Origin of the sequence: Eggerthella sp. 1_3_56FAA (assembly GCF_000185625.1) — a bacterium.
Lineage (GTDB): Bacteria > Actinomycetota > Coriobacteriia > Coriobacteriales > Eggerthellaceae > Eggerthella > Eggerthella lenta.
On the sequence record NZ_GL622580.1, the window covers coordinates 782,530 to 803,597 of the forward strand.

Consider the following 21,068-nt stretch of genomic DNA (forward strand, 5'->3'; position numbering starts at 1 on the left):
CTGGCGGCCCCAGAGCGGAGAAGGGAGTATGCGCATGCGGCAGCACACGACGAACCAAACAGGCGGTGAACGGCGTTCGCGCCGATTGCATCCGGCATGGCTCATCCTCATCGCCTGTTGCTTCCTGCAAGCGGGAGGCATGGGCACCATCAACAACGCGGCGGGCATCATGGTTCCCGCCGTGCTGGGCGATCTGCAGTTCTCGCAGGGCAGCTTCATGCTGTACTTCACGATCCAGGGTTTGTGCATGACGGCGGCGCTTCCCGTGGCGGGGAAGCTGTTGCCGAAGGTGAGCATGCGCGTGCTGGTGAGCGTCGGCATGGTGGCGGCCGCGCTGGCGTTCGCGTCCATGGGGCAGTTCAACGCGGTGTGGCAGTGGTACGTGGCGGGGGCGGTGCTGGGCGTGGCGGCCGCGTTCGCGTTCCTGCTGCCGGCACCCGTCATGATAGGCAACTGGTTCAAGAAGAAGGCGGGCCTTGCGATGGGCGTCGCCATGGCCTGCTCGGGCATCGGCGGGGCGGTGATGAACCCGTTGGGCGGCGCGCTCATCCAATCGTTGGGATGGCGGCCCACCTATGCGGTGCTCGCCCTGATCGCAGCCGTGCTGGTGCTGCCGTTCTCGCTGCTGGTGATGAAGTTCAAGCCGGCCGACCCGCGCGATGCCTATGGAGCCGACGAGGTGGAAGACACCCCGGCGAGCAGCGGAGCCGAAACGGCGTCCGGCGTCTCGGCGGCTCGCGCCGTGCGTTCGCTGGCGTTCGCGTGCGTGTTCCTGGTTGCGGGATTCCTGTCGCTCGAGAGCGCGTTTTTGCAGCTGATGCCCACGTACGCCGGCACCGTCGGGCTCGCCGCCGTCGCAGCGTTCCTTCCTTCCATCGCCATGATCAGCAACATCGTGGGCAAGCTGGTGCTGGGGTGGCTGGCCGACGCCGTGGGGCCGCGCAACGCGACGCTGTGCGGCTTCGGCGTGGGCGTGACCGCGTTCGCGCTGTTCCTAGCCTCGAACGGCAACGTGGGGATGGTCATGGTGGCGGCCGCCTTGTTCGGCGTGCTTACGGCGATGGTGACGGTGAACGTGCCGCTGCTGGTGCGCAGCGCGTTCGGATCGAAGGATTACGGCACGCTGTTCTCGTACGTGAGCATCGGCACATCGCTGGTAGGCTCGCTGGGCATTTCGGTGTATGGGTTCCTGTTCGACCGCTTCGGCTCGTACGATCCCGGCCTGATGCTGGGCATTGGCACGGGCGTTGCGAGCGCCGCGCTGCTGCTGGTGGGTATGGCTGCGGCAAAGCGCCTGATGGGCGCCGCGCACGTGCGAAGCGGCGCGGTGCAGGCGGAGGAGCCCGCGTTCTAAGAGCGCGCTTTTTTCTTCGGGACGATGCGTTCGACGATGCCCTGGGTGACGCGGTGGCCTGCCAGCTCGGCAAGCGAGCCGAGGGCGCCGACCAGGGTTTCGCGAGCGGTCCCGTCGATGTTCTTGGCCGCCTCGCTCAGCAGGGCCACCGTTTTCGCCCCGCCGAAGAAGACCTCGGTGGCGTTCTGGGCGCCCGAGGCCTCGACGGCTTTGAACAGCGCGTCGACGATGGCCGCCGCTTCCTCGTCGGAGTAGCGCGCCAGCCATTCGGTGAGCAGCGCGTCGGTGAACCGGGCGTTTTCGGTGAGGTTGTCGAGGTAGACGAAATCGTCGCCGTCGACCTCCCACGAGAACGGGCTGTGCTGCAAAAGGCCGCGCTCGGTGCTGTGCACCACGAGCGGCGGGGTGTGCGACTCCATGAGCATACCGATGACGGAGTCCTGCGGGACGGTGCGGTGGATGCGGCCGTCCAGCTTTCTCCAATCATCGGGCGAGAACGCGCCCGCTTTGAAACCGGGGCCGTCGTGCGTGTACACGCGCTCGATGCGGTCCTGCACAGCGGCGGACGCGTTCAGCGCGACGTACAGCGCGAGGTTGGCGCCCTTCGAGTGGCCGCCCACGAACAGCCGGCGAGGCAGGTGCGGCGCTACGGCCTCCAGGTAGCGCGCGGCTTGCTCCTGGGCGGGCACGGGCGCGGTGTAGCACATGTTGAAGTTCTCGCGCCAGCCGGTGATGGACGTGTCGGTTCCGCGGAAGCCCACGTAGGCGAATTCCTTCTTGTAGACGAACGTCATGGCGGCGAACTGCGTCTGCCGCTCGGTATCGAACAGGCTGAGGTAATCGCGGATGACCATGTCGCGAAACCGCGGGCTGGCGGCGAGTGCCAGCATATTTTCCTTCACGCGGCCAGGGATGAGGCCCGAGAACATATGCTCATAGTGTTCGGCACGCAATGTATCGAGGAAGTGGGCGGGGCGTCCCGAAGGGGATAGCAGGTTCTTCACGATGGTGCCGAGCCTGCCGAACGCCTTGCGCTCGCGCAGCGGCGGCACGATCCCTTCGGCGCGCACCATGCAGAACTGGGAAAGCGCCGCCGAATCGACCGGGTTGAACGGCTTTTCCTCGAATGAGGCGAACTCCGTGCCGAGATAGTCGAGAATGTTCATGCAGCAGCGCTCCTAGCATCCGATACCGCCTGCGTCGCCTCTCATCATACCGCGTCTCGGGCGCTGCCGGCCTTCAATCTGCCGACCTTCAACCTCTCGGCGTTTCGTCGTCGATCATGGCGAGTAGCTCCTCGCGCGAGTTGATGGCGAGCTTCGCGTAGATGTGGCGCACGTGGGTGCGCACGGTGTTCTCGGAGATGTAGAGCTTCTCGGCCACATAGCCGTGATTGTAGCCTCGTCCCAGGTAGTACAGCACCTCGCGCTCGCGCGGCGACAGCCCCCGTTCGGCTGCCAGCGTGTCGCAGCGGCGGTGGATGTACGTGCGCGAGTCGTCCGCGCCGTGAGGCTCGGTGCGCCGGCCTTCGCGCTGCCGCGAGCCTTGCGCGAACGATATGGCGATGAGCGCCAGGTACACGGTGAGCATGATGAGACAGATCGTGCGGCCGTCGGTGCCGATGACGGCGATGCCGCACAGGCCGGCCACGAACGCGAGCGCTAGCAGCGCGAGACAGGCCGGGAATACGAACGTGGCGGCAAAGGGCACGCTGCGGACGGCGCTGGCCATGCTGCACCAGATGGCCAGCGCGATCACCGCGAAGCTGGCCTGGGTGAGCACGTCGATGATACCCGCTGCGACATCGCTGTCGGAGCTGATGACGGGCAGCGCGAGCAGAAGCGCCACGGCGATGGGATACACGGCCTGGTTGAGCAATCTGAGCGGCGACGAGTTTGCCTTGCGCAGCACGAACAGCGCGACGACGATGGCCAGCAGCGACGGCCCGATGAGCGATTTCCACGCTCCCAGCGGATCGGGCAGGCGCATCTGCTCGCTCGAGATGACGGGATCCCAGGTGAGCCCGAAGATGAAGCAGGTGATGCACGCCCCTACGAGGGGCATCCACAATATGGCGGCTGCCTTGCGCAGCCGGATGCGATGGTCATCCTCGCTTGCGCTTTCGGCGCCGGCGGGGTGCGGTGCCGCAGTCTCGTCGTTGAACGTGCGGGCGACGAACAGCAGCGCCACCGATGTGACAAGCGAGCATGCGATCAGCGCCAACCCGATGGGAGAGGGGGAAAGCGGCTCGGCCGCGAAATGGACGACTGCTGCCGCCACGATGCCCCATGCGCTGTTGAACAGCAAATTCTCCGGTTCGAGCCGCGCGAACACCGAGCCCCACGCCGTGGCGAGCATGGCAAGTCCCGCTCCGAACGCCAGGCCGAACATGGCGGGCTCGGCGAACGGCAGCGTCAGCTGCGTGTACAGCGGCAGCATGAACTGCACTCCGATGGCGACCAGGCAGGCGCCTGTCACCAGAGGCGCCGTGCGGGTGAGGTCGGGCGTGCGTCGATCTGCGCGCTTGGCCAACATGGCCAGCGCGGCGAGCACGATGCCCGCGCCCGTCAGCCCCCAGCCGGCGTACACCGCGAAGGGGTGCAGCGAGGGCGTCGCGCCCGTTCCGTGCTCAGAAAAGAAGCGGATCGCATTGAGGAAGACGGAGAACAGCAGTCCCGCGCCCAGCAGCGCGGGCTTGAACGAGACGGGCGCCGGAGACGCCTGCTTCGAGTCGTGTTGTTGCGCGCTTTCCATGCCCTCCCTGCAACGCCTCGGCGTTTTCCCTCGTAGATAGCGCAAATCACCAAATTCAGCTATAGGGTGGGCGCGTGCGGCGCACCCTGCGGATTCCGAAATCATCGCTTTCAGTGATGGCGAAACCCCGGCCTGCACCGTAGTGTAGCCGAACGTCCGGCGCCGCACAACAGAAGCGGGCGACGCCGGGATCGGAACATGGGCACATGATTGAAGGGAGCGGGAACATGGGAACCACCTCGAAGCACAGCTGGTCGCGTCGCGACTTCTTGAAGGGGGCGGCCGCCGGCACGATGAGCGTCGCCGCGCTGGGAGCGCTGGGCGGATGCTCGCCGCAGCAGTCGGCCTCCACCGCCTCGGCGGCGGCCGCCGATTCCGGCGAAGCGGGCACGTACGACGTGATGCAGGAGCTGTCGACGTTCAACCGCGGCCAGAATGCCAGCGCGAAGGCGCCTACCACGCCCGAAGAGTACATCGCCCTCAAGGGCGACGGCGTGCTGTCCGCGGGCGGCGGCTGCGAGCAGCTGGGCATCAAGCCGGCCGACTTCATGCTGAACAAGCCGGCGTGGTTGGGCGACGCGCCCGTGGTCAGCGACATCGCCGATACCGAGGACTGCGACGTGCTGGTCATCGGCGCGGGCAACGCGGGCACCGTGGCGGCGCTGCGCTGCCAGGAGGAAGGCGCGAACGTCTTCTTGGCCGATATGCAGACCTACGACGAGTACGACGAATACGCCTGCGACATGGCCTGCTACAACTCGAAGCTGTTCCTGGACAAAGGCACGCCCGAGATCGACACCACCGAGGTGTTCAACGAGTACATGCGCCTCTCGCGCGGCCATGCGCACCAGAAGATCGTGCGCGACTACGCCATGCGCTCGGGCGAGATGCTCGACTGGATGGTGGGGCACATTCCCGCCGAGTACGTGGAGAAGTATGCGAAGACCTCGAACTACAAGGGCAACGACAACTTCAACGGCGAGTGCTGCGGGCAGAGGTCGTGGCCGGCCATGACTCAGTGGCGCGACGAGGAATCCAACATCAACATGTGGCCGTTCGTCATCCGCTCGGTGCACGCGGCGTTCGAGGAAGCCGGCGGCACCATCAAGTGGGGTTACCAGGGCGTGGTGCTGGTGCAGGACGGCGACGCGGTGACCGGGGCCGTCTTCCAGGATGTCGACGGCGCGTACCACCAGATCAACGCGAAGGCCGTGGTCGTGGCGGCGGGCGACTTCGGCGGCAACCCCGACATGCGCCTCGACCTGTCCGACCAGATGCGCAACCTGGCCTGGTCGTACGGCAACGACCGCACCGACGCCACCAGCATCGGGGGCATGGGCCGCGACGGCTCGGGCATCCGCATGTGCATGTGGGCCGGCGGCACGATGGAGGGCGGCCCCCGCGCCGGCCAGGCCGCGGGCATCAACGGTGTGCCGGGCTTCGCGTTCGGCGGCGCATGGCCGTGCTTCGGCAACGACGGCAAGCGCTTCATGAACGAGACCATGGTGAAGCACGGCTCCAACGGCTACCTGGACATGCTTCCCGAGGGCCAGCTGCTGGTGAACGTGACCGACGCGAACTGGGAAGAGTACCTGTCGCACCAAGGGTACGGCCACGAGACGATGGACCGCAGCTCGGACTACATGGTGGAAGAAGTGCGCGAGAACATGGCGAACTACAAAACCGGCAAGGACGGCTTCGACGTGCGCGCCTTCTCCCGCTTCGGCAAAGAGTACTCCACGGTGTACGCTGCCGACACGCTTGAGGAGCTGGCCGAGATCGTGGGCTACACCGGCGAGGCCAAGACGAACTTTCTGGCCGAGGTGGAGCGCTACAACGAGCTGTGCGCGAAGGGCCACGACGACGACTGGGGCTGCGACCCGCAGAACCTGCTGCCCATCAAGGACGCTCCCTTCTTCGCCTCGTTCGGCACCACGGGCGGCAATCCTTCCGGCGGCCTGTGCCAGCATGCGGCCATCTGCACCGACGGCCGCTACCAGGTGCTCACCGGCGAGAAGCAGCCCATTGCGGGCCTGTACGCCGCCGGCAACACCTGTGGCCAGCGCTACGGCATCCAGTACGCCACGCCCACGGCTGGCAATAGCTGCGGTTCGGCGCTGACCTCCGGCTACTGCGCTGCCGAAAGCGTCATCGAGGACCTGAAGGCGTAAAGCGGCCCGCAACCGATTCGGGGCCGGTTGGCGTATCCCTCCTCTCCCTCCCCGATGCCAGTCGGCCCATAGCGCGCGGCGGCTGCTTTCAAGTGGCCGCCGCTCCGCGCGAGCAGAAGAAGGAGCAACGATCATGACAGAGAAACGCGATGCGATCGTTCAGGTGTCCGTCCCGTTTTGCGTGGACGATCGCGCGCTTCGCCGCGAGGGCATGATCCTCGGGTGGGATAGCGCGCGCATGGCGCGCTACGCCGACGCGCTGGTGGCCGAGATCGAGGCGAACGCGGGGCAGTTCGACGATTGCCTGGTGCGCGCCGTGCAGCTGGGCGGCGGCGTGGCATCGAACGCGGGCGCGGACATCGCGCGCATCGTGCGCGCCGTGCGGCAGGTTTGCGACGTGGCCGAGGACGCGCCCGTCGCCATGCGTTCGTCCATTGCGAACGTGAGCGGGGCGACCATGCCGTTTTTCCGACGCGCCGGGGTGACGCGCTTCGACTTCGAGATGCTGTCGCTCAACCCCGTCGACTTCGTGCGGCTCAATCGGGTGGACAACCTGAACGATCTGCCCATTATCTGCGACCATTTCCTGCATTCGTACGCGAACGACACGTTGGGGCTGGTGCTGGCGTTCGGCCATGATGCTTCCGAGGGCGGGGACGGTGCGCTCAACGTGCGGCGCACGGCGCTGGCGGCCGCGCGCTCGCATGCGACCCACGCGGAGCTTGTGCGGGTGGCCGATGAGCTGGCGGCGGGTTGCGACGAGGTCGCGCGCCAGCTGGACGAGATGCGCGGCGCGTTGACCGAGCATGGCTTCATGGAGTACCTGCCTCTTCGCTTTGCGCGCGCAGGCAAGGAGGACCGTTTCGCGCAGATGGCGGCCGCTGGCGTGCCGCAGATCGGTTTCGGCTTGGGTGCGATTACGCGTATCGACGGAGCCGAGAGCGTGAACACGCGCGACTTGGCGCGCTACTGCGCCGCGGAAGGCGACTTCGCGAAGATCACCGAAGAAGTGCGGAAAACGCGTTAGGCACCGTTGCGGAGGAGCGGTTGCTTCCTTATAATAGCAGGCGAGCCGCAGGGAGCGGCTAACTCCCCACGGCTCTCGAACTCGCTACGGCGGTTCGGATGTTATTGTGCGCCCGGTTCGTCCCTCTGGGACGACCGGGGTTCGTCTTTCGACCACGCTTGAAGCGCGAGCGAGGCCGCCCCGACCGCCAAGCTGCCGAAAGCAGCTACGAGGCCGAGAACCTGCAAGATAACTCCGGTAAGGCTGAGTACAATACCATCCATGGAGGACACCCCCTTCCGTATATCTAGAATTCGGAAATGGATGTAAAGAGGGTGTGTCATCCTCCCCGCCTGGCGGGTTCGTGCTTCTTAGTATAACAACCCCATCTCACGTTTTCATGGCGCACATCCAGCGCAGATCTTCCTCGATCTTACTGAAATCCCACGCGTTTACAGTGCGGATTCCACGTTTCTTGCCGCTGTTTCTCGCGCGGATTGCACGCGCTTTGCCCTTCGTTCCCGCGTGGATCTTGTCGAAGCCGTCGCGGCGTTGCTCGGCTTCGAATATTTCACGTGAAACATTCGCTCTGGCTGTCCGTTTGACGCGCAAGCTCCGGCCGCGCGGCGTGTCGCCTAGGCGCCGCGTCTCTCAAAGCGCCGTGCCTCGTGCATCCGGCGAGGCCACCGATGGCGAAAAAGCATTGAATTCGGAAATTGCGTAGCGAACCGCAGACGTGCTGGTAATCCCAATCTATCATAGTCCCAGGTCATGAGATCGCTTGCTTCCGGCGCTGCTCGGCGGACCCATCCCGGATGACGCGATCGCTTCCGAATTCGATGTCTTTTTGCCATTCGCTGCCCTATCGGCTGCTAAACCAGGATCGACATGCACCGCCGCGCGCCGCTTCCCCTGTCGGGCGGCTGGCGATCGGGCGGGACGGGCTCCTGGCCGATGGCCGAAGAGGGCTTCCGAGCCGCCGGCGAGCTTTCGCGGGGCGGGCCGACCCGGGCTATGTCAATTCTGGTTTGACAGCGGAGGGCAGGTGGGCTGACCGAAATGGCCCGCAGAAGGGCACGCACGCCGCGCGCTGCGCGGGGAGCGGGATGTCGGACGCGGTAGGATGTCGGATAGGGGAAGCGAAAGGGTCAGGATGATATTTGAGGGCAGGCGAGCAATCCGGCCCCGCTCGTTAAAAAGCCCGCCGCGCGGGAGGCGCGACGGGCTTGCAACACGGGGTGCGGAGCGCGGACGGGACGGCTCCGCAACACGACGCTGAGGGCGAACCCGGTCTAGTTGGCCGAGTCGTCCTGCTGCCCGTCGTCGCTGTTGGACCCGTTTTTCTGGGCGTACTCTTCCGGAGTCATGACGTCCACCACGTTCACGGTCATCTCGACCACGTTGAGGCCGGTCATGTCCTTGAGGTCGCCGCCGACAACCTTTTTGATGTCGTCGAAGATCTCAGGGGCGGACTTGCCGTACTCCATGATCACGTCGAGGTTGATCTTCGCGTTCGTGTCGTCGACGATATCGGCGTCCACGCCCTTTGTCTTGTCTGCGCCGCCCAGGCCTTCCTGGATGCGGGAGAGAACGTTGCCCTTCATGTCGATGATGCCGTCGATCTTCTGAGCGGCCATGGAGGAGATCTTCTCCACGACGTTCTCGTCGATGACCAGTTTGTACACCGGCTCGGCGGAGACGGAGTCGGCCGTGGCGGCATCGCTCTTTTTCTTATCGGCGTCCATATCGGAGTAGGGGTTGTAGGTGGAAGAGGTTGCTGGCTTGGTCATAGTGCTCTGGGTCATGGTAGTTCCTTTCTGTAGCATGATGGATCGGGGGGGCGAACGCCTCGTGCTGCGCGAATCTCGCAGGGGGATGGGCGCGGCACGCGAGGCGTTTCGCTAGTTGAAACGTTCGAGGACCTGTTTCATCTGCTGGCGCGTCTTGCGGTCGCCGTCGCGGTACTTGCCGATGACCACGCCGATGGCGGCGAACACGGCCAGCAGCACGGTGGGCCAGAATCCCACGATGAGGATGAGGGCTGCCGCGACGAAGCCGATGATGCCGTACAGCACCGCATGGCTGTGGTTCTCCACGTACGGCGAGAACGCGCGCTTCATGCTGGCGTACACGCCCTTGTCGCGCTTCGTCTCGGCCGCTGCATTCGCCAGCACGTCGGACGGTGTGTCGGCCGTACGCTGCGGAGCCTTCTGCTCGTCGTGCTTCTGGTTCGAAGACGCGTAAGCGTTCGTCGTTTTCGGCTTCTGCTTCGCCGCCTGCGACTGCTTGGGCGCCGACTTCGGAGCCGGGGTGGCCGCAGGGTGGATGCGCATGGTGGACTGAGTCATCGTCGCATCACCTACTCGACCACGTGGGCGGGCACCGGTTTGGTCTGGTGCTGACGGCGCGTGTCGTCGGTATACTTCGTGGCCTGCTGCGTGAACGCGGGTGTAACCACGTCGGCGTCGCCTGCGAACGTGATGCGCACGGAGTCGACGGGGTAGCCGGTGAAGGCTTCAAGCGTCGCGGCGATCTCGTCCTGCAGCTTCGCGCCCAGCTGTCCCAGCTCGGCGTTTCGACCCGGATCGATCTTCGCGTGGATGCTCATGCGCGGGTCGTGCTTGTTCGTGATGTGAACCTTGACGTTGTCCGTGGACAGGCCGTGATGGCTCTCGACGACGTGCTTGACCGTGGACTGGATGGCGTTCTGCGTGATGGCGATGCTGCCGTTGTCGCGCTCAAGCTCCAGCTGCGAGTTCTTGCCCGGAGCAGTGATGGCGCGAATCAACACGACCAGCAGGCCCAGCGCCGTGATGCCTAGCAGAACGGCCTCGACGACGAAGAACCACGGCATGCTCATGAGCCAGGCGATTGCCGGGAACAGCGGTTCCCAGGCGAACCAAAGGGCTGCGAGCACGCCGATGCCCAGCACGGCAGCAACGACGAACACGATCATGCAAAAGCGTTTGAACTTTCCCATAGATGCCGCCTTTCTTCTAGAATGCGCACGCCCGATGGCGGTGCGCTGCCGGATAGAGTGGGACTACTCTAGAAGAAAGCCGCAACGGGCGCGCCTGGCCGCGCAAAAGTGCCGCCAGCCGTTTGCCGTGTTGTTGAGCACCCGTACCCCTTTGCATGTCCGACGGCTCGGTAAAGGGGTTCGGGTCAGTCTATTTGCGTGAACCTGAACAGCTGCGGACGGGCTATGGGCTCGGTCGGGCCGGGGTTCGCCTCCTCTTCCGCGGCTTGCGCGCGCAGGGCTTCGCCGTAGGCGCGCAGCGTTTCCTCGAGGTTGTCGACCGGGGTTATGACGTAGGTTTTCGTTTCGGTCGTTCCATCGTCGTACGTGGCCGTCACCTTGAGACGCGCCTGCGCGATCATGTCGGCGTATTTGCGGATGAGCAGCGCATTGAGGTTTTCGTGCATATTGACGTCCCATTTTCGACGATCGCCGTAGAACTCTCCCGTCGTGGCATCGTACAGCTCCGCCACCTCTCCCTCCAACGGGAACGAAACGCGCAGGGCGTGCCATATCTCGGTCTTGTTCGCGTTCTGCTCGTCGTAGTTCACGGTGAAGCTCGTGGTGCGATCTTCCGTATAGGGGTCGTCGCCCTCCTGGTAGGAGAATTCGGGCATGCGGGCGTTCGTGTAGAACAGCACGCGGTCGCCTTCCACCGTGTAGGTGAGCGAAGCGACGTTCGTTCCCGTGCAGGAGAGGTCGAACAGATGGGCCACTGAGAGGTAGCGCTGCCCCGAGTCGGGCGCGTTGTCGGCGTTGTTCGGATCTATCTCCGGGTCGCTGCGCCACACTTTCGTGAAGCCGCCGTATCCGAAGTCGTCTGTGCCCGCATCGAGGGCGAAGGAGTTTTTCGCCGTCGCATTGTCGAGTTGCTGCGAGATGGCGAACGCGACGCCGCTCGCAAGGGCAAGCACGCAAGCGGCTGCGATGACGGCCGTGACGAAGCGGCGCGTACGATAGCCGCTTTGGTTGCAGGTGCGCGGTCGGCGGGTAGGCTTCGCGTGCACCGCCTCCGCTGTGCGCAGGCGGTGCGCCTCGCGCATCACGCGATCGTGCACGCGGCCTGGCATCTCTATGTCGTCCATCAGCGCGCGGTACTGGTCCTGCTCGGGTGATTGTCCTGTCCGTTTCAAAGGATGCCCCCTTTCCCCAGCATCTTCCCGAGTTGCGTTCGAGCCCGGCTCAGGCGCGAGCGAACCGTAGCGGGCGCGCAGTGCACGAGGCGGGCGATTTCCTCGGTCGAGAATCCCTCGTAGTAGTGCAGATGCACGATCAGGCGCATCTTGTCGGGCAGGCGTCCTAGCGCTCGTCCGAGCTCGCTGTCCTGCAGGGCGCGTGCCGCATCGTCGCTGCGAGGATCTTCGCGGCCCGCATCGGGAACCGCGTCGGTGAGTTCGGCGCGTCGTTTCCAGGCCGAACGGTGCAGGTCGCGGCAGCGGTTGATGGCGACGCAGAGCAACCATGCCTTGAGATGCTCGTCGTCTTTGAAAGCGGTTGCGTCTTTCAGCAGGCGCAGGAACACGTCTTGGCAGATGTCTTCCGCGTCGTGCGGGGACTGCGTTTGGTTGAGGGCCAGGCGGTAGACGGTGCTTCCCCAGGTGCGCATGGCGCGCTCCATGAAGTCGTCCTGCCTGAGCGTTGGTTGCATACGGGGTATCGCCTCCTTGCCACCAACACGAAACCGGCTTCGGAAATGTGCCCGGAATGAGAAAAAAGCGGCGAAGCGGGATTTCTCGCCGCTTCGCCGCCTGTGAGCGCCGCCGAAGGGCGGCCTTATGTCGCGGGATCGCCTTTTCTGGCGGTTCCGCGCGACGAGACCTTTTCGCCGAGCTGCCCTGTTGCGTCCGCCGCCTTCGCTTTACGCGTAGATCTCTTTCTCCTCCACGAGGTCGTTCTTGATCTTGCCCACCAGCTTCTGCAGCGCGTCGATGCAGTTCGGTCGGATGTCGGCGCCGATGAGCACGTACATGATGGAGTCGCCCACGTTGAGCACGCCCTCGTTCAGCCACGTGCGCACGTAGTATACGCCCGGCCAGGTGAGGGCCTCTTGCACCGCTGCCTCCACGCCGGCCGCGTCGTAGGAGAATTCCACCTGGGCGACCTCGCCCAGGCCCTCGACGCCTTCGCGCACCTGCTTCTTCGGCGTGATGCGCACGATGCCGTTGTGGGTGAGGTACATGCCGCACTGCGCGGCGTTCGGATCCTGCTTCGCTTCCGCGAGCCATTGATCGATGGACGGTTCCTGCTGAGCCATGCCGCTCCCTTCCTCGAGGATGATCGCCCCATTATACGCCATTGAGAATCGTGGGAGACGTTGCCATGAAGGGGCCTTGCCGCCGTCGGCCATCGCGTACGGCTCGTGCGGGCTCGCTTCGTCATCGACCTGACGGCGGATTGGGAAGCGAGGCGGCAGAGATCGCGCGCTATGCACGATTATCGGGGCTCGTCTTCGAAGGCGAAGAAGGAAAGCCCAGGTCGGAAGAAACGACGATGGCGGAGAATCGTACATAGCGCGCGATCTCTGCCATGCGGAGACGATCCATCGCGGGACCCTGCCGGCACGGGCACCATCCTGCATCCCGCTTCGACGCGCACAGATGTTTCACGTGAAACATCTGTGCGCGGGCGGGAGCGAAGGGACGCGCGGGCGGGAGCGAAGGGACGCGCGGGCGGGAGCGGGACGCGAGGCGCGGGGAGCATAGACGCGCACATGGGGCGCGAAACGCGGGGAGCGGGCGGATCCGAAGATGTTTCACGTGAAACATCTGTGCGCGTTGGTTAGAAAGCAACCGTCGACCTTCCATAACGTTCCCCCTGCATGGAGCGGCGCTTCGGCCGGCTTCCAAAAGCCGTTTAGCGCCTGCCGCAGGGTGGATGATTGCGACATTTTCGATCAGGGTGTCGCCGTGCGCGAGCGGGGATGATAGACTAGGCGAATCCCCAGGACGCACGAAAGGAATCGCATGTCTCTTCCCGCAGCCGACTTGAGCAAACAACCGGACAACCGCACCACCATGGAGCTGGGCGCGGTGCTTCCCTTGACCGCCGAGGTGAAGGACGACCACCTGTATGTGGGCGGCGTCGATATGGTGGAGCTGGCGCGCGAGCAGGGCACGGCGCTGTACGTCATGGACGAGGCGGACATGCGCACGCGCATGGAAACCTACCTCGCGGCGTTCCGCAGCCGCTATCAGAACTCCGATGTCGTGTACGCCAGCAAGGCGTTCCTCAACAAGGAGGCCGCGCGCATCGTAGCCGACGAGGGGCTGTGCCTCGACGTGTCAGGCGGCGGCGAGCTGGCCATCGCGTTGGCCGCGGGCTTCCCGACCGAGCGCATCTTCATGCACGGCAACAATAAAACGCCGCGCGAGCTGCGCGAAGCCATCCAGGCGGGCGTTGGCCGCATCATCATCGACAGCCGCATCGAGCTCAAGCGCATCTCCGAGATCGCGGGCGAGCTGGGCGTCGTGCAGCCTATTTACATGCGCATCACGCCGGGTGTCGAGGCCGACACCCATCAGTACATCCGCACGGGTTGCGAGGACTCGAAGTTCGGCTTCACCATGCGCGACGACTTCGCCTACGGGTGCGTGAAGGACGTGCTGGCGGCCCCGAACGTGAGGCTGGCGGGTCTGCACTGCCACATCGGCTCGCAGATATTCGCGCTGCATTCCTACCCTGAGGCCGTCGAGGTCATGGTGGAGCTTATGGCGCGCATCGAGGAAGGGTACGGCTATCGTATAGAGGAGCTGGACGTGGGCGGCGGCCTGGGCATCGCCTACACGGCCGACGACAAGCCGGCTTCCATCGACGAGTTCGCCGAAACGGTCACGTCGGCGGTGCACGCGGCGTGCGAGAAGTTCGGCGTGCCCGAGCCGCGCCTGCTCACCGAGCCGGGCCGCAGCCTGGTGGCCACGGCGGGCGTGACGCTGTACACGGTGGGCATTCTGAAAACGCTGCCGGGCATCCGCAAGTACGTGGCGGTGGACGGCGGCATGTCCGACAACATCCGCACGGCGCTGTACCACGCCGATTACGAGCCGGTCATCGCGAACAAGGCGGGTCAGCCGCGCACCGAGATCGTCACCATCGCGGGCAAGCACTGCGAAAGCGGCGACGCCGTGGTCATCGACATGCCGATGCAGCACCCCGACCTGGGCGACATCGTCGCCGTCTTCGGCACGGGCGCGTACTGCTACACTATGGCCAGCAACTACAACGGCCAGCCGCGGCCGGCCATCGTGTTCGTGAAGGACGGCCAGGCCCGCGTGACCACGCGACGCGAAACGTACGAAGACCTGATGAGCCGAGACATTTAGGAAAAGGGAGCGCAGCATGACGGTAAAACTGGGACTGGTGGGCACGGGCACGGTCGGCGGCGGGTGCATCGACATCCTGAAGAACCACCGCGAGGATTTCAAGCGCCACTACGGCATCGACGTGGAGCTCGTGCGCGTGTGCTCGCGCAACCCCGAGCAGGCTATCGCGCACGGCGTGGAGGACATCTTCACGCAGGATTACCAGGACATCCTGAACGATCCGGACATCGACATCGTGGTGGAGCTGATCGGCGGCACCACCGTGGCGCGCGACATCGTGGTGGGCGCTCTCAAGGCGGGCAAGAACGTGGTCACGGCCAACAAGGCGCTCATGGCAACGTACGGCGAAGAGGTCATGGGCGCGGCCGACGAGGCCGGCAAGGAGATCGCGTTCGAAGCCAGCGTGGGCGGCGGCATCCCCATCATCGACCCGATGAAGCACTCGCTCATCGCCAACGAGATCAGCTCGGTCATGGGTATCGTGAACGGCACGACGAACTACATGCTCACGCGTATGGTGGAGGACGGGCTCAGCTACGACGCCGCGCTCAAGGAGGCACAGGAGAAGGGCTTCGCGGAGGCCGACCCCACCGCCGACGTGGACGGGTTCGACGCCGCCGCGAAAATCGCCATCCTCGCGTCCATCGCGTTCAACTCGCGCGTGACCATCGACGACGTGCACACCGAGGGCATCCGCAACGTCACCACGATGGACTTGGACGCAGCGCGCGACATGGGCTACTGCGTGAAGCTGCTGGCGCTGGCGCACCGCACCGACGAGGGCGTGGACGTGCGCGTGCATCCCACGATGCTGCCGCTGTCGCACCAGCTGGCCACCGTTGACGGCGTGTACAACGCCATCTACGTCACAGGCGACGCCGTGGGCGAGACGATGTTCTTCGGCGAGGGCGCGGGCGCGGGCCCGGCCGCCAGCGCCGTGATGGGCGACGTGGTGGAAGTGGCGCGCCATGTCACGCTGGGCGTGGGGCCGCTGGTGGGCTGCACCTGCACCGACGAGCTTCCCATCGTGCCGATGGACGACCTCAAGACGAAGTACTACATCCGCTTCAAGGTGGCCGACCGCTCAGGCGTGCTGGCCGCGATGGCCGGCGTGTTCGCCAAGCACAACGTCAGCGTGTACTCGGTGGTGCAGCGCGGCAAGAAGGAAAGCGGCCAGGTGGATCTCGTGTACGTCACCCACACCGCGCGCGAGAAGAGCGTGCGCGACGTGCTGGCCGAGATCGCCGAGCTCGACGACGTGCTGCGCGATGAGCCCAGCGTCATCCGCGTGGAGGAGTGATCCTGCGCGCACATCGACGCCCCTCGAACGGCCTCGCCTCGTGCGGGGCCGTTCGTTTTACACTACCCCCTTAGCAGCGACCTGGGCTTCCTCTATAATCATGCCTTATCAGAGGGCATATTGGCACATCGGGGACAGAGAGGGGCGCTCGTGCAATTCGCAGTAGATTCGCTCCTCGACGGACTGTCCGAGCTCGTGTACATCAGCGACCCCGACACCTATCAGCTGCTGTTCGTCAACAAGGCCGGCAAAGAGGCTTACGGCCAGGACATCGCCGACGGAACGCACCTGTGCTACGCCGCGCTGCAGAACCGCACGTCCCCCTGCCCGTTCTGCACGAACAACCGCCCGAGCGGCGGCGCGTTCCTCGAATGGGAGCACACGAGCCCCATCACGAAGCATCACTACCTGTTGCGCGACAAGCTGATCGACTGGAACGGCAAGCAAGCGCGCCTCGAGATCGCGTTCGACATAACCGATCACGACCGCGAGAAGGAATCGTTCAAGTTCCTCGCAAGCGCGAACGGTTTGAACGTCGAATGCATCCGGGTTCTGGAGAACGACGATCTCGATGCGGCGCTCAACGCGGTGTTGGGCATGGTGGGCGAGTTCTTGCAGGCCGATCGCACCTACATCTTCAACATCGTGAGCCATCGCATGTGGAACGCCTACGAGTGGTGCGCGCAGGGCGTGTCTCCCGAGATCCAGAACCTGTCCGATTTGCCGTTGTCGCTGATCGATCACTGGATCGAGCGGTTCACCCGCGGGGAAGCGGTCATCATCAACTCGGTGGACGACCTGCAGGACGGCGAGCGCGCCGACGAGTACGAGGCGCTGTCCGTCCAGGGCATCCAGTCGCTCGTGGTCGTTCCGCTCGAAGTGGACGGCAGGCTCGTAGGCTATATGGGAGCAGACGATCCGAAGAAAGGCCGCCTGGAAATCATTGAGAAGCCGCTGGTCAGCCTGGCGTCGTTCATCTCCGCCAGCATGAAGCGCGCGATGGCGGAGCGCCAGGTTGACGAGCTGACCTGGAAAGACGGATTGACCGGTGCGTACTCGCGCAGCGCGTTCCATCGCGATTACGACTGCGGGACGTTCGAGAGCATCGGGTTCGTGCTGGTGGATGCCGACCGTCTTGCGGTGGTGAACCGGGAGCGCAGCCGCGACGAGGGCGACGAGGTCCTGCGGCGCATCTGCTCTTCCATGCGCGAGGTGTTCGGCGAGGGCGTGTACCGCATCGGCGACGACGAGTTCTGCGCGGTGGCCCTGCCGCTTGAATACGAGGAGTTCGACCGCATGACGCGCAGCCTGACGGCCCGCTTCGCCGAGGCCGGGCTGCCCGCTTCGGTGGGGCTTGCCTGGAGCGAGCGCTGCGAAGACGCGACCGTGCTGCTGAACACGGCGGGCGACCGCATGCGCCGCGTCAAGATCGGGCGGCATCGGGCAACCGATCTGGGCATCGACTTGGCGCAGGACGGAGCGGTGAACGACCTCATCCGCCCCGGCGGCGCGCGGGACGCGGTGGAGGCCGGGCTGCTCGACATCTTCCTCATGCCTCAGGTGGCAACGCAAACCGGTGCGCTGGTAGGGGCCGAAGCGCTCATCCGCTACCTCGACCCCGAGCGGGGGATCGAGGTGCAGCCGGCATCCTTCGTTCCCGCGTTGGAGGACATGGGCGAGATCGCCGATGTGGACTTCTTCGCCCTGACGCGCGCGTGCGAGACGGTTGCGCGCTGGCAGCGCGAAGGCCGTGCGGCAGTGCCCATCGCGGTGAACTTCTCGCGCATGACGGTGGGGGAAGAGGGATTTGTCGATCGGGTGGCGGAAACGGTCGCGCGCTTCGGCGTGGACCCGTCGCTCATCGAGATCGAAGTGACCGAGTCGGCGCGCGGGCGCGGAGGCGACCTGCTGCGCTGCGTGGCGGACGATCTGCGGGGCCGCGGTTTCAGCGTGGCCGTCGACGACTTCGGGGTGGACAACGCGAACGTGTCGCTGTTCGTGCAGCTGGAATTCGACGTGCTGAAGATGGACCGGTCGTTGATCTGGGGCATCGATGCCACGGATCGCACCATGCGCGTGGTGAGCGGCCTCGCGTCTTTGTGCGACGACCTGAGCATCGAGTCGGTGGCCGAAGGCATCGAGACCGAGCAGCAACTGGAGGCGCTGAAGACGACGGGATGCACGAGGGCGCAGGGGTATCTCATCGGGAGGCCGTCCGCTATCGACGAGTTCGAGCGGCGGTTCATGGCGTAAGGACGCGATGCGCCGCGAATGCGGAGCGCCTTTTCCTGTGGGCGCTTTATGGCAGCAACATGTCAGTTCGATGACATCGGCTCGTCTTGGTCGAAAAATAATCTTACTTTAATACTATATTTCTTCAGAGATCGAAAGCGGCCGTGCGACGGTCGGCGTCGTGCGCGGAAGCGCGTTTGCGCTGCGTGCGGCCAGGCAGGCATGAAGGAGAAGAGGTTCGCGTGAAGGGTTTTCTGGAGCGGTTGCAGTGGAAGCTGTCGGGCATGATGCAGGGGCGCCGCGGCGCCGACACATTCTCCAACTTCTTGGTGGTTGCGGGTATCGTGCTACTGTTCGCCTCGCTGATTCCTGGGCTTGACCTGCTGTCTTGGGTGGCGCTGATCGTGCTGGCGTATTCGCTGTTCCGCAGCTACTCGAAGAACATCGCCGCCCGCGACCGCGAGAACGCGACGTTCGAGCGCATCGTGGAGAAGCCGCGCAAGCAGCTGTCGCTGATGCGCAAGAAGTGGACGAACCGCAAGACCACGCGCTACTTCAAGTGCAAGGGTTGCGGCCAGGTGCTGTCGGTGCCGCGCGGCAAGGGCACGCTGCGCGTGGTGTGCCCGAAGTGCAAGACCGAGACGAAGCAGAAGTCGTAAAGGTCCGCCGTGGATATCGCAGCTTTCAAGCGCGAGCTGTTCGCCATCACCTACGACTTGCAGAAGATACTGCACGATACGATGACGCCGATCTGCCAGGAGCACGGCCTGACGTTGCAGCAGATGCACGTGCTGGTGGAGCTGATGCGCACGCCGGGTTTGACCGCGGGCCAGCTGAGCGACCGCGCCGGCATCCTGCGCACGAACTTCTCGCCCGTGTGCCGCAAGCTGGAGAATCGAGGGCTCATCGAGCGCCAGCGCAGCCAGACCGACCGCCGGTCGCTGCGGCTGCATGTCACCGACGAAGGCCGCGCGCTGTTGGCCAGCGTCGACGGCGAGGTGCAGCGTCGTTACGGCAGGGCGTTCTCGGCCGAGCCGCAAGAGACGTTCGATGCGATCCTCGAAGGTTTCCAGGCGCTCAGCGCCTTTTCGGGAAAGCTGGTGCGCTGAGGATGTTCGGATACGTGGTGCCCCGTTTGGAGGGCTTGGACGAAGCCGAGCGCGAACGCTACCATCGAGCGTACTGCGGGTTGTGTCGCGCGATCGGCGAGCGATGCGGGCAGCACTGTCGCTTGGCGCTGACGTACGACCTGGTGTTTTTGGCGCTGTTGCTGGGCTCGCTGTACGAGCCGGAGGAGCGCGAGGGCGAGGGACGCTGCGCGCCCCATCCGGTGAAGGCGCACGGGTTCGTGCGTTCGGCATGTATCGACTATGCGGCCGACGTGACGGTGGCGCTTGCGTACTACAAGGGCCTCGACGACTGGAACGACGATCGCAGCGTGCGGGCTCGGGCGTTTGCGGGCATGCTGGCCGGATCCTACCGTGCCATCCGCGAAAGGAACCCTCGCATCTGCGAGGCCGTCGAGACGGGCATGGCCGACATCGGAGCCATCGAGGCCGCTGCGCGCGAAGCGGGCGCCGCTCCGGGCGGCGAGGTGCCCGCTCCCGATGCGGCGGCCAACCGCTTCGGCGTGCTGATGGGCGAGCTGTTCGTGTACCGTCCCGACGATTACTGGGCGGACGACCTGCGGACGGTGGGCGCCCGTCTGGGCAAGTTCGTGTACGTGATGGACGCCGTGATGGACTACGAGGACGACCGGGCATCGGGCAGCTATAACCCGCTGGTTGCTATGGATATGAGCGCGGAGGATATGCGCGAGGATCTGCACCTGCTGGCGGCGGGCGTGGCCGAGGCGTTCGAGCGCTTGCCGCTGGAGCGCGACCTGCGCCTGCTGCGCAGCGTGGTGTACGCGGGCGTGTGGCAGAAGTACTACGCGTTGGAAAACGATAAGGAGAAGCGCCGTGGTTGAGAATCCCTACGACGTGCTGGGCGTGAGCCGTGATGCGTCCGCCGACGAGGTGAAGAAGGCGTACCGCAAGAAGGCTCGCGAGAACCATCCCGATCTGAACCCGAACGATCCTGCGGCGGCGGATCGCATGAACAAGATCAACGAGGCGTACGACCGCATCGTCAACCCCGAGAAGTACGCGGCGCGCGACCGTCGCGCCGGGGCGGCATCCGGGCCGCAGGGTAGCGCGGGCTACGGAGGCGGCGCGGGATACGGCGGAGCAGGCGGCGGAGCAGGCCAGGGGCAGGGCGCGGGCGGTTCGGGTTACGGGACCGAGGGGCCGTACGGCTGGTCGGGCGGCTTCGGGTTCGACTTCGACGACCTGTTCGGCTTTGGCGGCGCAGGTTACGGCAGCCGCGAGCCCATCCATCCCGAGGCGGCCGCGGGCGACAACGTACAGATGCGCAACGCCATCGACGCCATCAACGCCGGGCGCGGTCAGCAGGCGGTGGACATCCTGAACACGGTGACCAGCGACGGCCGCTCGGCCCGCTGGTACTACCTCAGCGCGCTGGCCAACGACGCGGCGGGCAACACGCTGATGGCGCTCGAGCAGATCAGGCGCGCGGTGCGCATGGATCCGAACAACCCGGACTACCAGCGCGCGCAGCGGCAGTTCCAGCAGACTGGCCAAACCTACCAGCAGGAAAGCCAATCGCAAGGCTTCAGCATGGGCATCGACCCCAGCATCCTCTGCTGCGGCATCTGGTGCCTGGGCCCCTCGTTGTGCCGGCTGTGCGGGATGCCGTTTTAGGTTCCGGCGGCCTGCCGGCCGTCGGAACCGCTCGACGCTGCGGCTTCCCATGGTGCCCGATCTCGCGGCGAGTCCGAGGGCTTGCGTACCGAAGTACGCCACGCCCTCGCCCTCCCCACGATCTCGGGCACCACGGAAACCCTCGCTGACG

General features: G+C 65.2%; 19 protein-coding genes. 10 read left to right on the forward strand and 9 right to left on the reverse strand.

Translation table 11 applies throughout. The features are described 5' to 3' along the window. Nucleotides 1–34 precede the first annotated feature (34 nt). Nucleotides 35–1,354 (forward strand): MFS transporter, encoded by a 1,320-nt coding sequence (locus HMPREF1023_RS08630; protein ID WP_232228705.1) that lies wholly within the window; start codon nt 35–37, stop codon nt 1,352–1,354. On the opposite strand, the gene HMPREF1023_RS08635 is transcribed toward HMPREF1023_RS08630, so the two are convergent. Together HMPREF1023_RS08635 and HMPREF1023_RS08640 are read right to left on the reverse strand one after the other, a co-directional pair. Next, nucleotides 1,351–2,520, reverse strand: coding sequence for an Mbeg1-like protein (locus HMPREF1023_RS08635; protein WP_009305847.1), 1,170 nt, complete (start codon nt 2,518–2,520; stop codon nt 1,351–1,353). The genes HMPREF1023_RS08630 and HMPREF1023_RS08635 overlap by 4 nt on opposite strands. 88 nt (nt 2,521–2,608) lie before the next feature. Further along, nucleotides 2,609–4,108 carry a helix-turn-helix transcriptional regulator gene (locus tag HMPREF1023_RS08640; RefSeq protein ID WP_009305849.1) on the reverse strand — a complete coding sequence of 500 codons (1,500 nt, stop codon included), beginning with the start codon at nt 4,106–4,108 and terminating at the stop codon, nt 2,609–2,611. 227 nt (nt 4,109–4,335) lie between these two features. On the opposite strand from HMPREF1023_RS08640, the gene HMPREF1023_RS08645 reads away from it, so the two are divergent. Together HMPREF1023_RS08645 and HMPREF1023_RS08650 are read left to right on the forward strand one after the other, a co-directional pair. Further along, nucleotides 4,336–6,279 carry an FAD-binding protein gene (locus HMPREF1023_RS08645; RefSeq protein WP_009305851.1) on the forward strand — a complete coding sequence of 648 codons (1,944 nt, stop codon included), beginning with the start codon at nt 4,336–4,338 and terminating at the stop codon, nt 6,277–6,279. Nucleotides 6,280–6,412: 133 nt separating this feature from the next. Next, complete coding sequence (locus tag HMPREF1023_RS08650; protein ID WP_009305853.1) at nt 6,413–7,306, forward strand: hypothetical protein; 894 nt, start codon at nt 6,413–6,415, stop codon at nt 7,304–7,306. A 369-nt stretch (nt 7,307–7,675) separates the two neighbouring features. On the opposite strand, the gene HMPREF1023_RS15985 is transcribed toward HMPREF1023_RS08650, so the two are convergent. From HMPREF1023_RS15985 to HMPREF1023_RS08680, 7 genes are all read right to left on the reverse strand, one after another. Next, nucleotides 7,676–7,897 carry a hypothetical protein gene (locus HMPREF1023_RS15985; protein WP_009305855.1) on the reverse strand — a complete coding sequence of 74 codons (222 nt, stop codon included), beginning with the start codon at nt 7,895–7,897 and terminating at the stop codon, nt 7,676–7,678. 680 nt (nt 7,898–8,577) lie between these two features. Then, entirely contained in the window at nt 8,578–9,090 is a 513-nt protein-coding gene (locus HMPREF1023_RS08655) for an Asp23/Gls24 family envelope stress response protein (RefSeq protein ID WP_009608111.1), read from the reverse strand. 96 nt (nt 9,091–9,186) lie between these two features. After that, nucleotides 9,187–9,633: a DUF2273 domain-containing protein gene (locus HMPREF1023_RS08660; RefSeq protein ID WP_009305857.1), complete on the reverse strand. Its 447-nt coding sequence runs from the start codon at nt 9,631–9,633 to the stop codon at nt 9,187–9,189. An 11-nt stretch (nt 9,634–9,644) separates the two neighbouring features. Next, complete coding sequence (gene amaP / locus HMPREF1023_RS08665) at nt 9,645–10,265, reverse strand: alkaline shock response membrane anchor protein AmaP (protein WP_009305858.1); 621 nt, start codon at nt 10,263–10,265, stop codon at nt 9,645–9,647. Between the two features lie 185 nt (nt 10,266–10,450). Beyond that, nucleotides 10,451–11,437: a hypothetical protein gene (locus HMPREF1023_RS08670; protein WP_009305859.1), complete on the reverse strand. Its 987-nt coding sequence runs from the start codon at nt 11,435–11,437 to the stop codon at nt 10,451–10,453. Continuing rightward, nucleotides 11,434–11,952, reverse strand: coding sequence for an RNA polymerase sigma factor (locus HMPREF1023_RS08675; RefSeq protein ID WP_009305860.1), 519 nt, complete (start codon nt 11,950–11,952; stop codon nt 11,434–11,436). Before HMPREF1023_RS08675 ends, HMPREF1023_RS08670 begins: the two co-directional genes overlap by 4 nt. Nucleotides 11,953–12,162: 210 nt before the next feature. Further along, on the reverse strand, nt 12,163–12,558 hold the full coding sequence (locus HMPREF1023_RS08680) for a molybdenum cofactor biosynthesis protein MoaE (protein WP_009305861.1): 396 nt from the start codon (nt 12,556–12,558) through the stop codon (nt 12,163–12,165). A gap of 709 nt (nt 12,559–13,267) precedes the next feature. On the opposite strand from HMPREF1023_RS08680, the gene lysA reads away from it, so the two are divergent. From lysA to HMPREF1023_RS08715, 7 genes are all read left to right on the forward strand, one after another. Beyond that, on the forward strand, nt 13,268–14,623 hold the full coding sequence (lysA, locus tag HMPREF1023_RS08685) for a diaminopimelate decarboxylase (RefSeq protein ID WP_009305862.1): 1,356 nt from the start codon (nt 13,268–13,270) through the stop codon (nt 14,621–14,623). Nucleotides 14,624–14,639: 16 nt separating this feature from the next. Beyond that, complete coding sequence (locus HMPREF1023_RS08690) at nt 14,640–15,923, forward strand: homoserine dehydrogenase (protein ID WP_009305863.1); 1,284 nt, start codon at nt 14,640–14,642, stop codon at nt 15,921–15,923. A gap of 150 nt (nt 15,924–16,073) precedes the next feature. Further along, nucleotides 16,074–18,176: a sensor domain-containing phosphodiesterase gene (locus HMPREF1023_RS08695; RefSeq protein WP_009305864.1), complete on the forward strand. Its 2,103-nt coding sequence runs from the start codon at nt 16,074–16,076 to the stop codon at nt 18,174–18,176. Nucleotides 18,177–18,397: 221 nt separating this feature from the next. Further along, the gene (locus HMPREF1023_RS08700) at nt 18,398–18,814 is read left to right on the forward strand and encodes a hypothetical protein (RefSeq protein WP_009305865.1); all 417 of its coding nucleotides are present in this window, start codon (nt 18,398–18,400) and stop codon (nt 18,812–18,814) included. A gap of 9 nt (nt 18,815–18,823) precedes the next feature. Next, nucleotides 18,824–19,264, forward strand: a complete 441-nt coding sequence (locus HMPREF1023_RS08705) for a MarR family winged helix-turn-helix transcriptional regulator (RefSeq protein ID WP_009305866.1) — start codon at nt 18,824–18,826, stop codon at nt 19,262–19,264. A gap of 14 nt (nt 19,265–19,278) precedes the next feature. Beyond that, nucleotides 19,279–20,124, forward strand: a complete 846-nt coding sequence (locus HMPREF1023_RS08710; RefSeq protein WP_231566061.1) for a DUF5685 family protein — start codon at nt 19,279–19,281, stop codon at nt 20,122–20,124. Beyond that, entirely contained in the window at nt 20,117–20,917 is an 801-nt protein-coding gene (locus tag HMPREF1023_RS08715) for a J domain-containing protein (protein WP_009305868.1), read from the forward strand. Before HMPREF1023_RS08710 ends, HMPREF1023_RS08715 begins: the two co-directional genes overlap by 8 nt. The last annotated feature ends 151 nt before the right edge of the window (nt 20,918–21,068 follow it).

What these genes read in the sequence shown, in the direction of transcription:
- lysA (WP_009305862.1), top strand. Translation starts at nt 13,268, where the DNA reads ATGTCTCTTCCCGCAGCCGACTTGAGCAAACAACCGGACAACCGCACC.
- HMPREF1023_RS08690 (WP_009305863.1), top strand. Translation starts at nt 14,640, where the DNA reads ATGACGGTAAAACTGGGACTGGTGGGCACGGGCACGGTCGGCGGCGGG.
- HMPREF1023_RS08640 (WP_009305849.1), bottom strand. Translation starts at nt 4,108, where the DNA reads ATGGAAAGCGCGCAACAACACGACTCGAAGCAGGCGTCTCCGGCGCCC.
- HMPREF1023_RS08660 (WP_009305857.1), bottom strand. Translation starts at nt 9,633, where the DNA reads ATGACTCAGTCCACCATGCGCATCCACCCTGCGGCCACCCCGGCTCCG.
- HMPREF1023_RS08680 (WP_009305861.1), bottom strand. Translation starts at nt 12,558, where the DNA reads ATGGCTCAGCAGGAACCGTCCATCGATCAATGGCTCGCGGAAGCGAAG.
- HMPREF1023_RS08650 (WP_009305853.1), top strand. Translation starts at nt 6,413, where the DNA reads ATGACAGAGAAACGCGATGCGATCGTTCAGGTGTCCGTCCCGTTTTGC.
- HMPREF1023_RS08635 (WP_009305847.1), bottom strand. Translation starts at nt 2,520, where the DNA reads ATGAACATTCTCGACTATCTCGGCACGGAGTTCGCCTCATTCGAGGAA.
- amaP (WP_009305858.1), bottom strand. Translation starts at nt 10,265, where the DNA reads ATGGGAAAGTTCAAACGCTTTTGCATGATCGTGTTCGTCGTTGCTGCC.
- HMPREF1023_RS08630 (WP_232228705.1), top strand. Translation starts at nt 35, where the DNA reads ATGCGGCAGCACACGACGAACCAAACAGGCGGTGAACGGCGTTCGCGC.
- HMPREF1023_RS08655 (WP_009608111.1), bottom strand. Translation starts at nt 9,090, where the DNA reads ATGACCCAGAGCACTATGACCAAGCCAGCAACCTCTTCCACCTACAAC.
- HMPREF1023_RS08675 (WP_009305860.1), bottom strand. Translation starts at nt 11,952, where the DNA reads ATGCAACCAACGCTCAGGCAGGACGACTTCATGGAGCGCGCCATGCGC.
- HMPREF1023_RS08645 (WP_009305851.1), top strand. Translation starts at nt 4,336, where the DNA reads ATGGGAACCACCTCGAAGCACAGCTGGTCGCGTCGCGACTTCTTGAAG.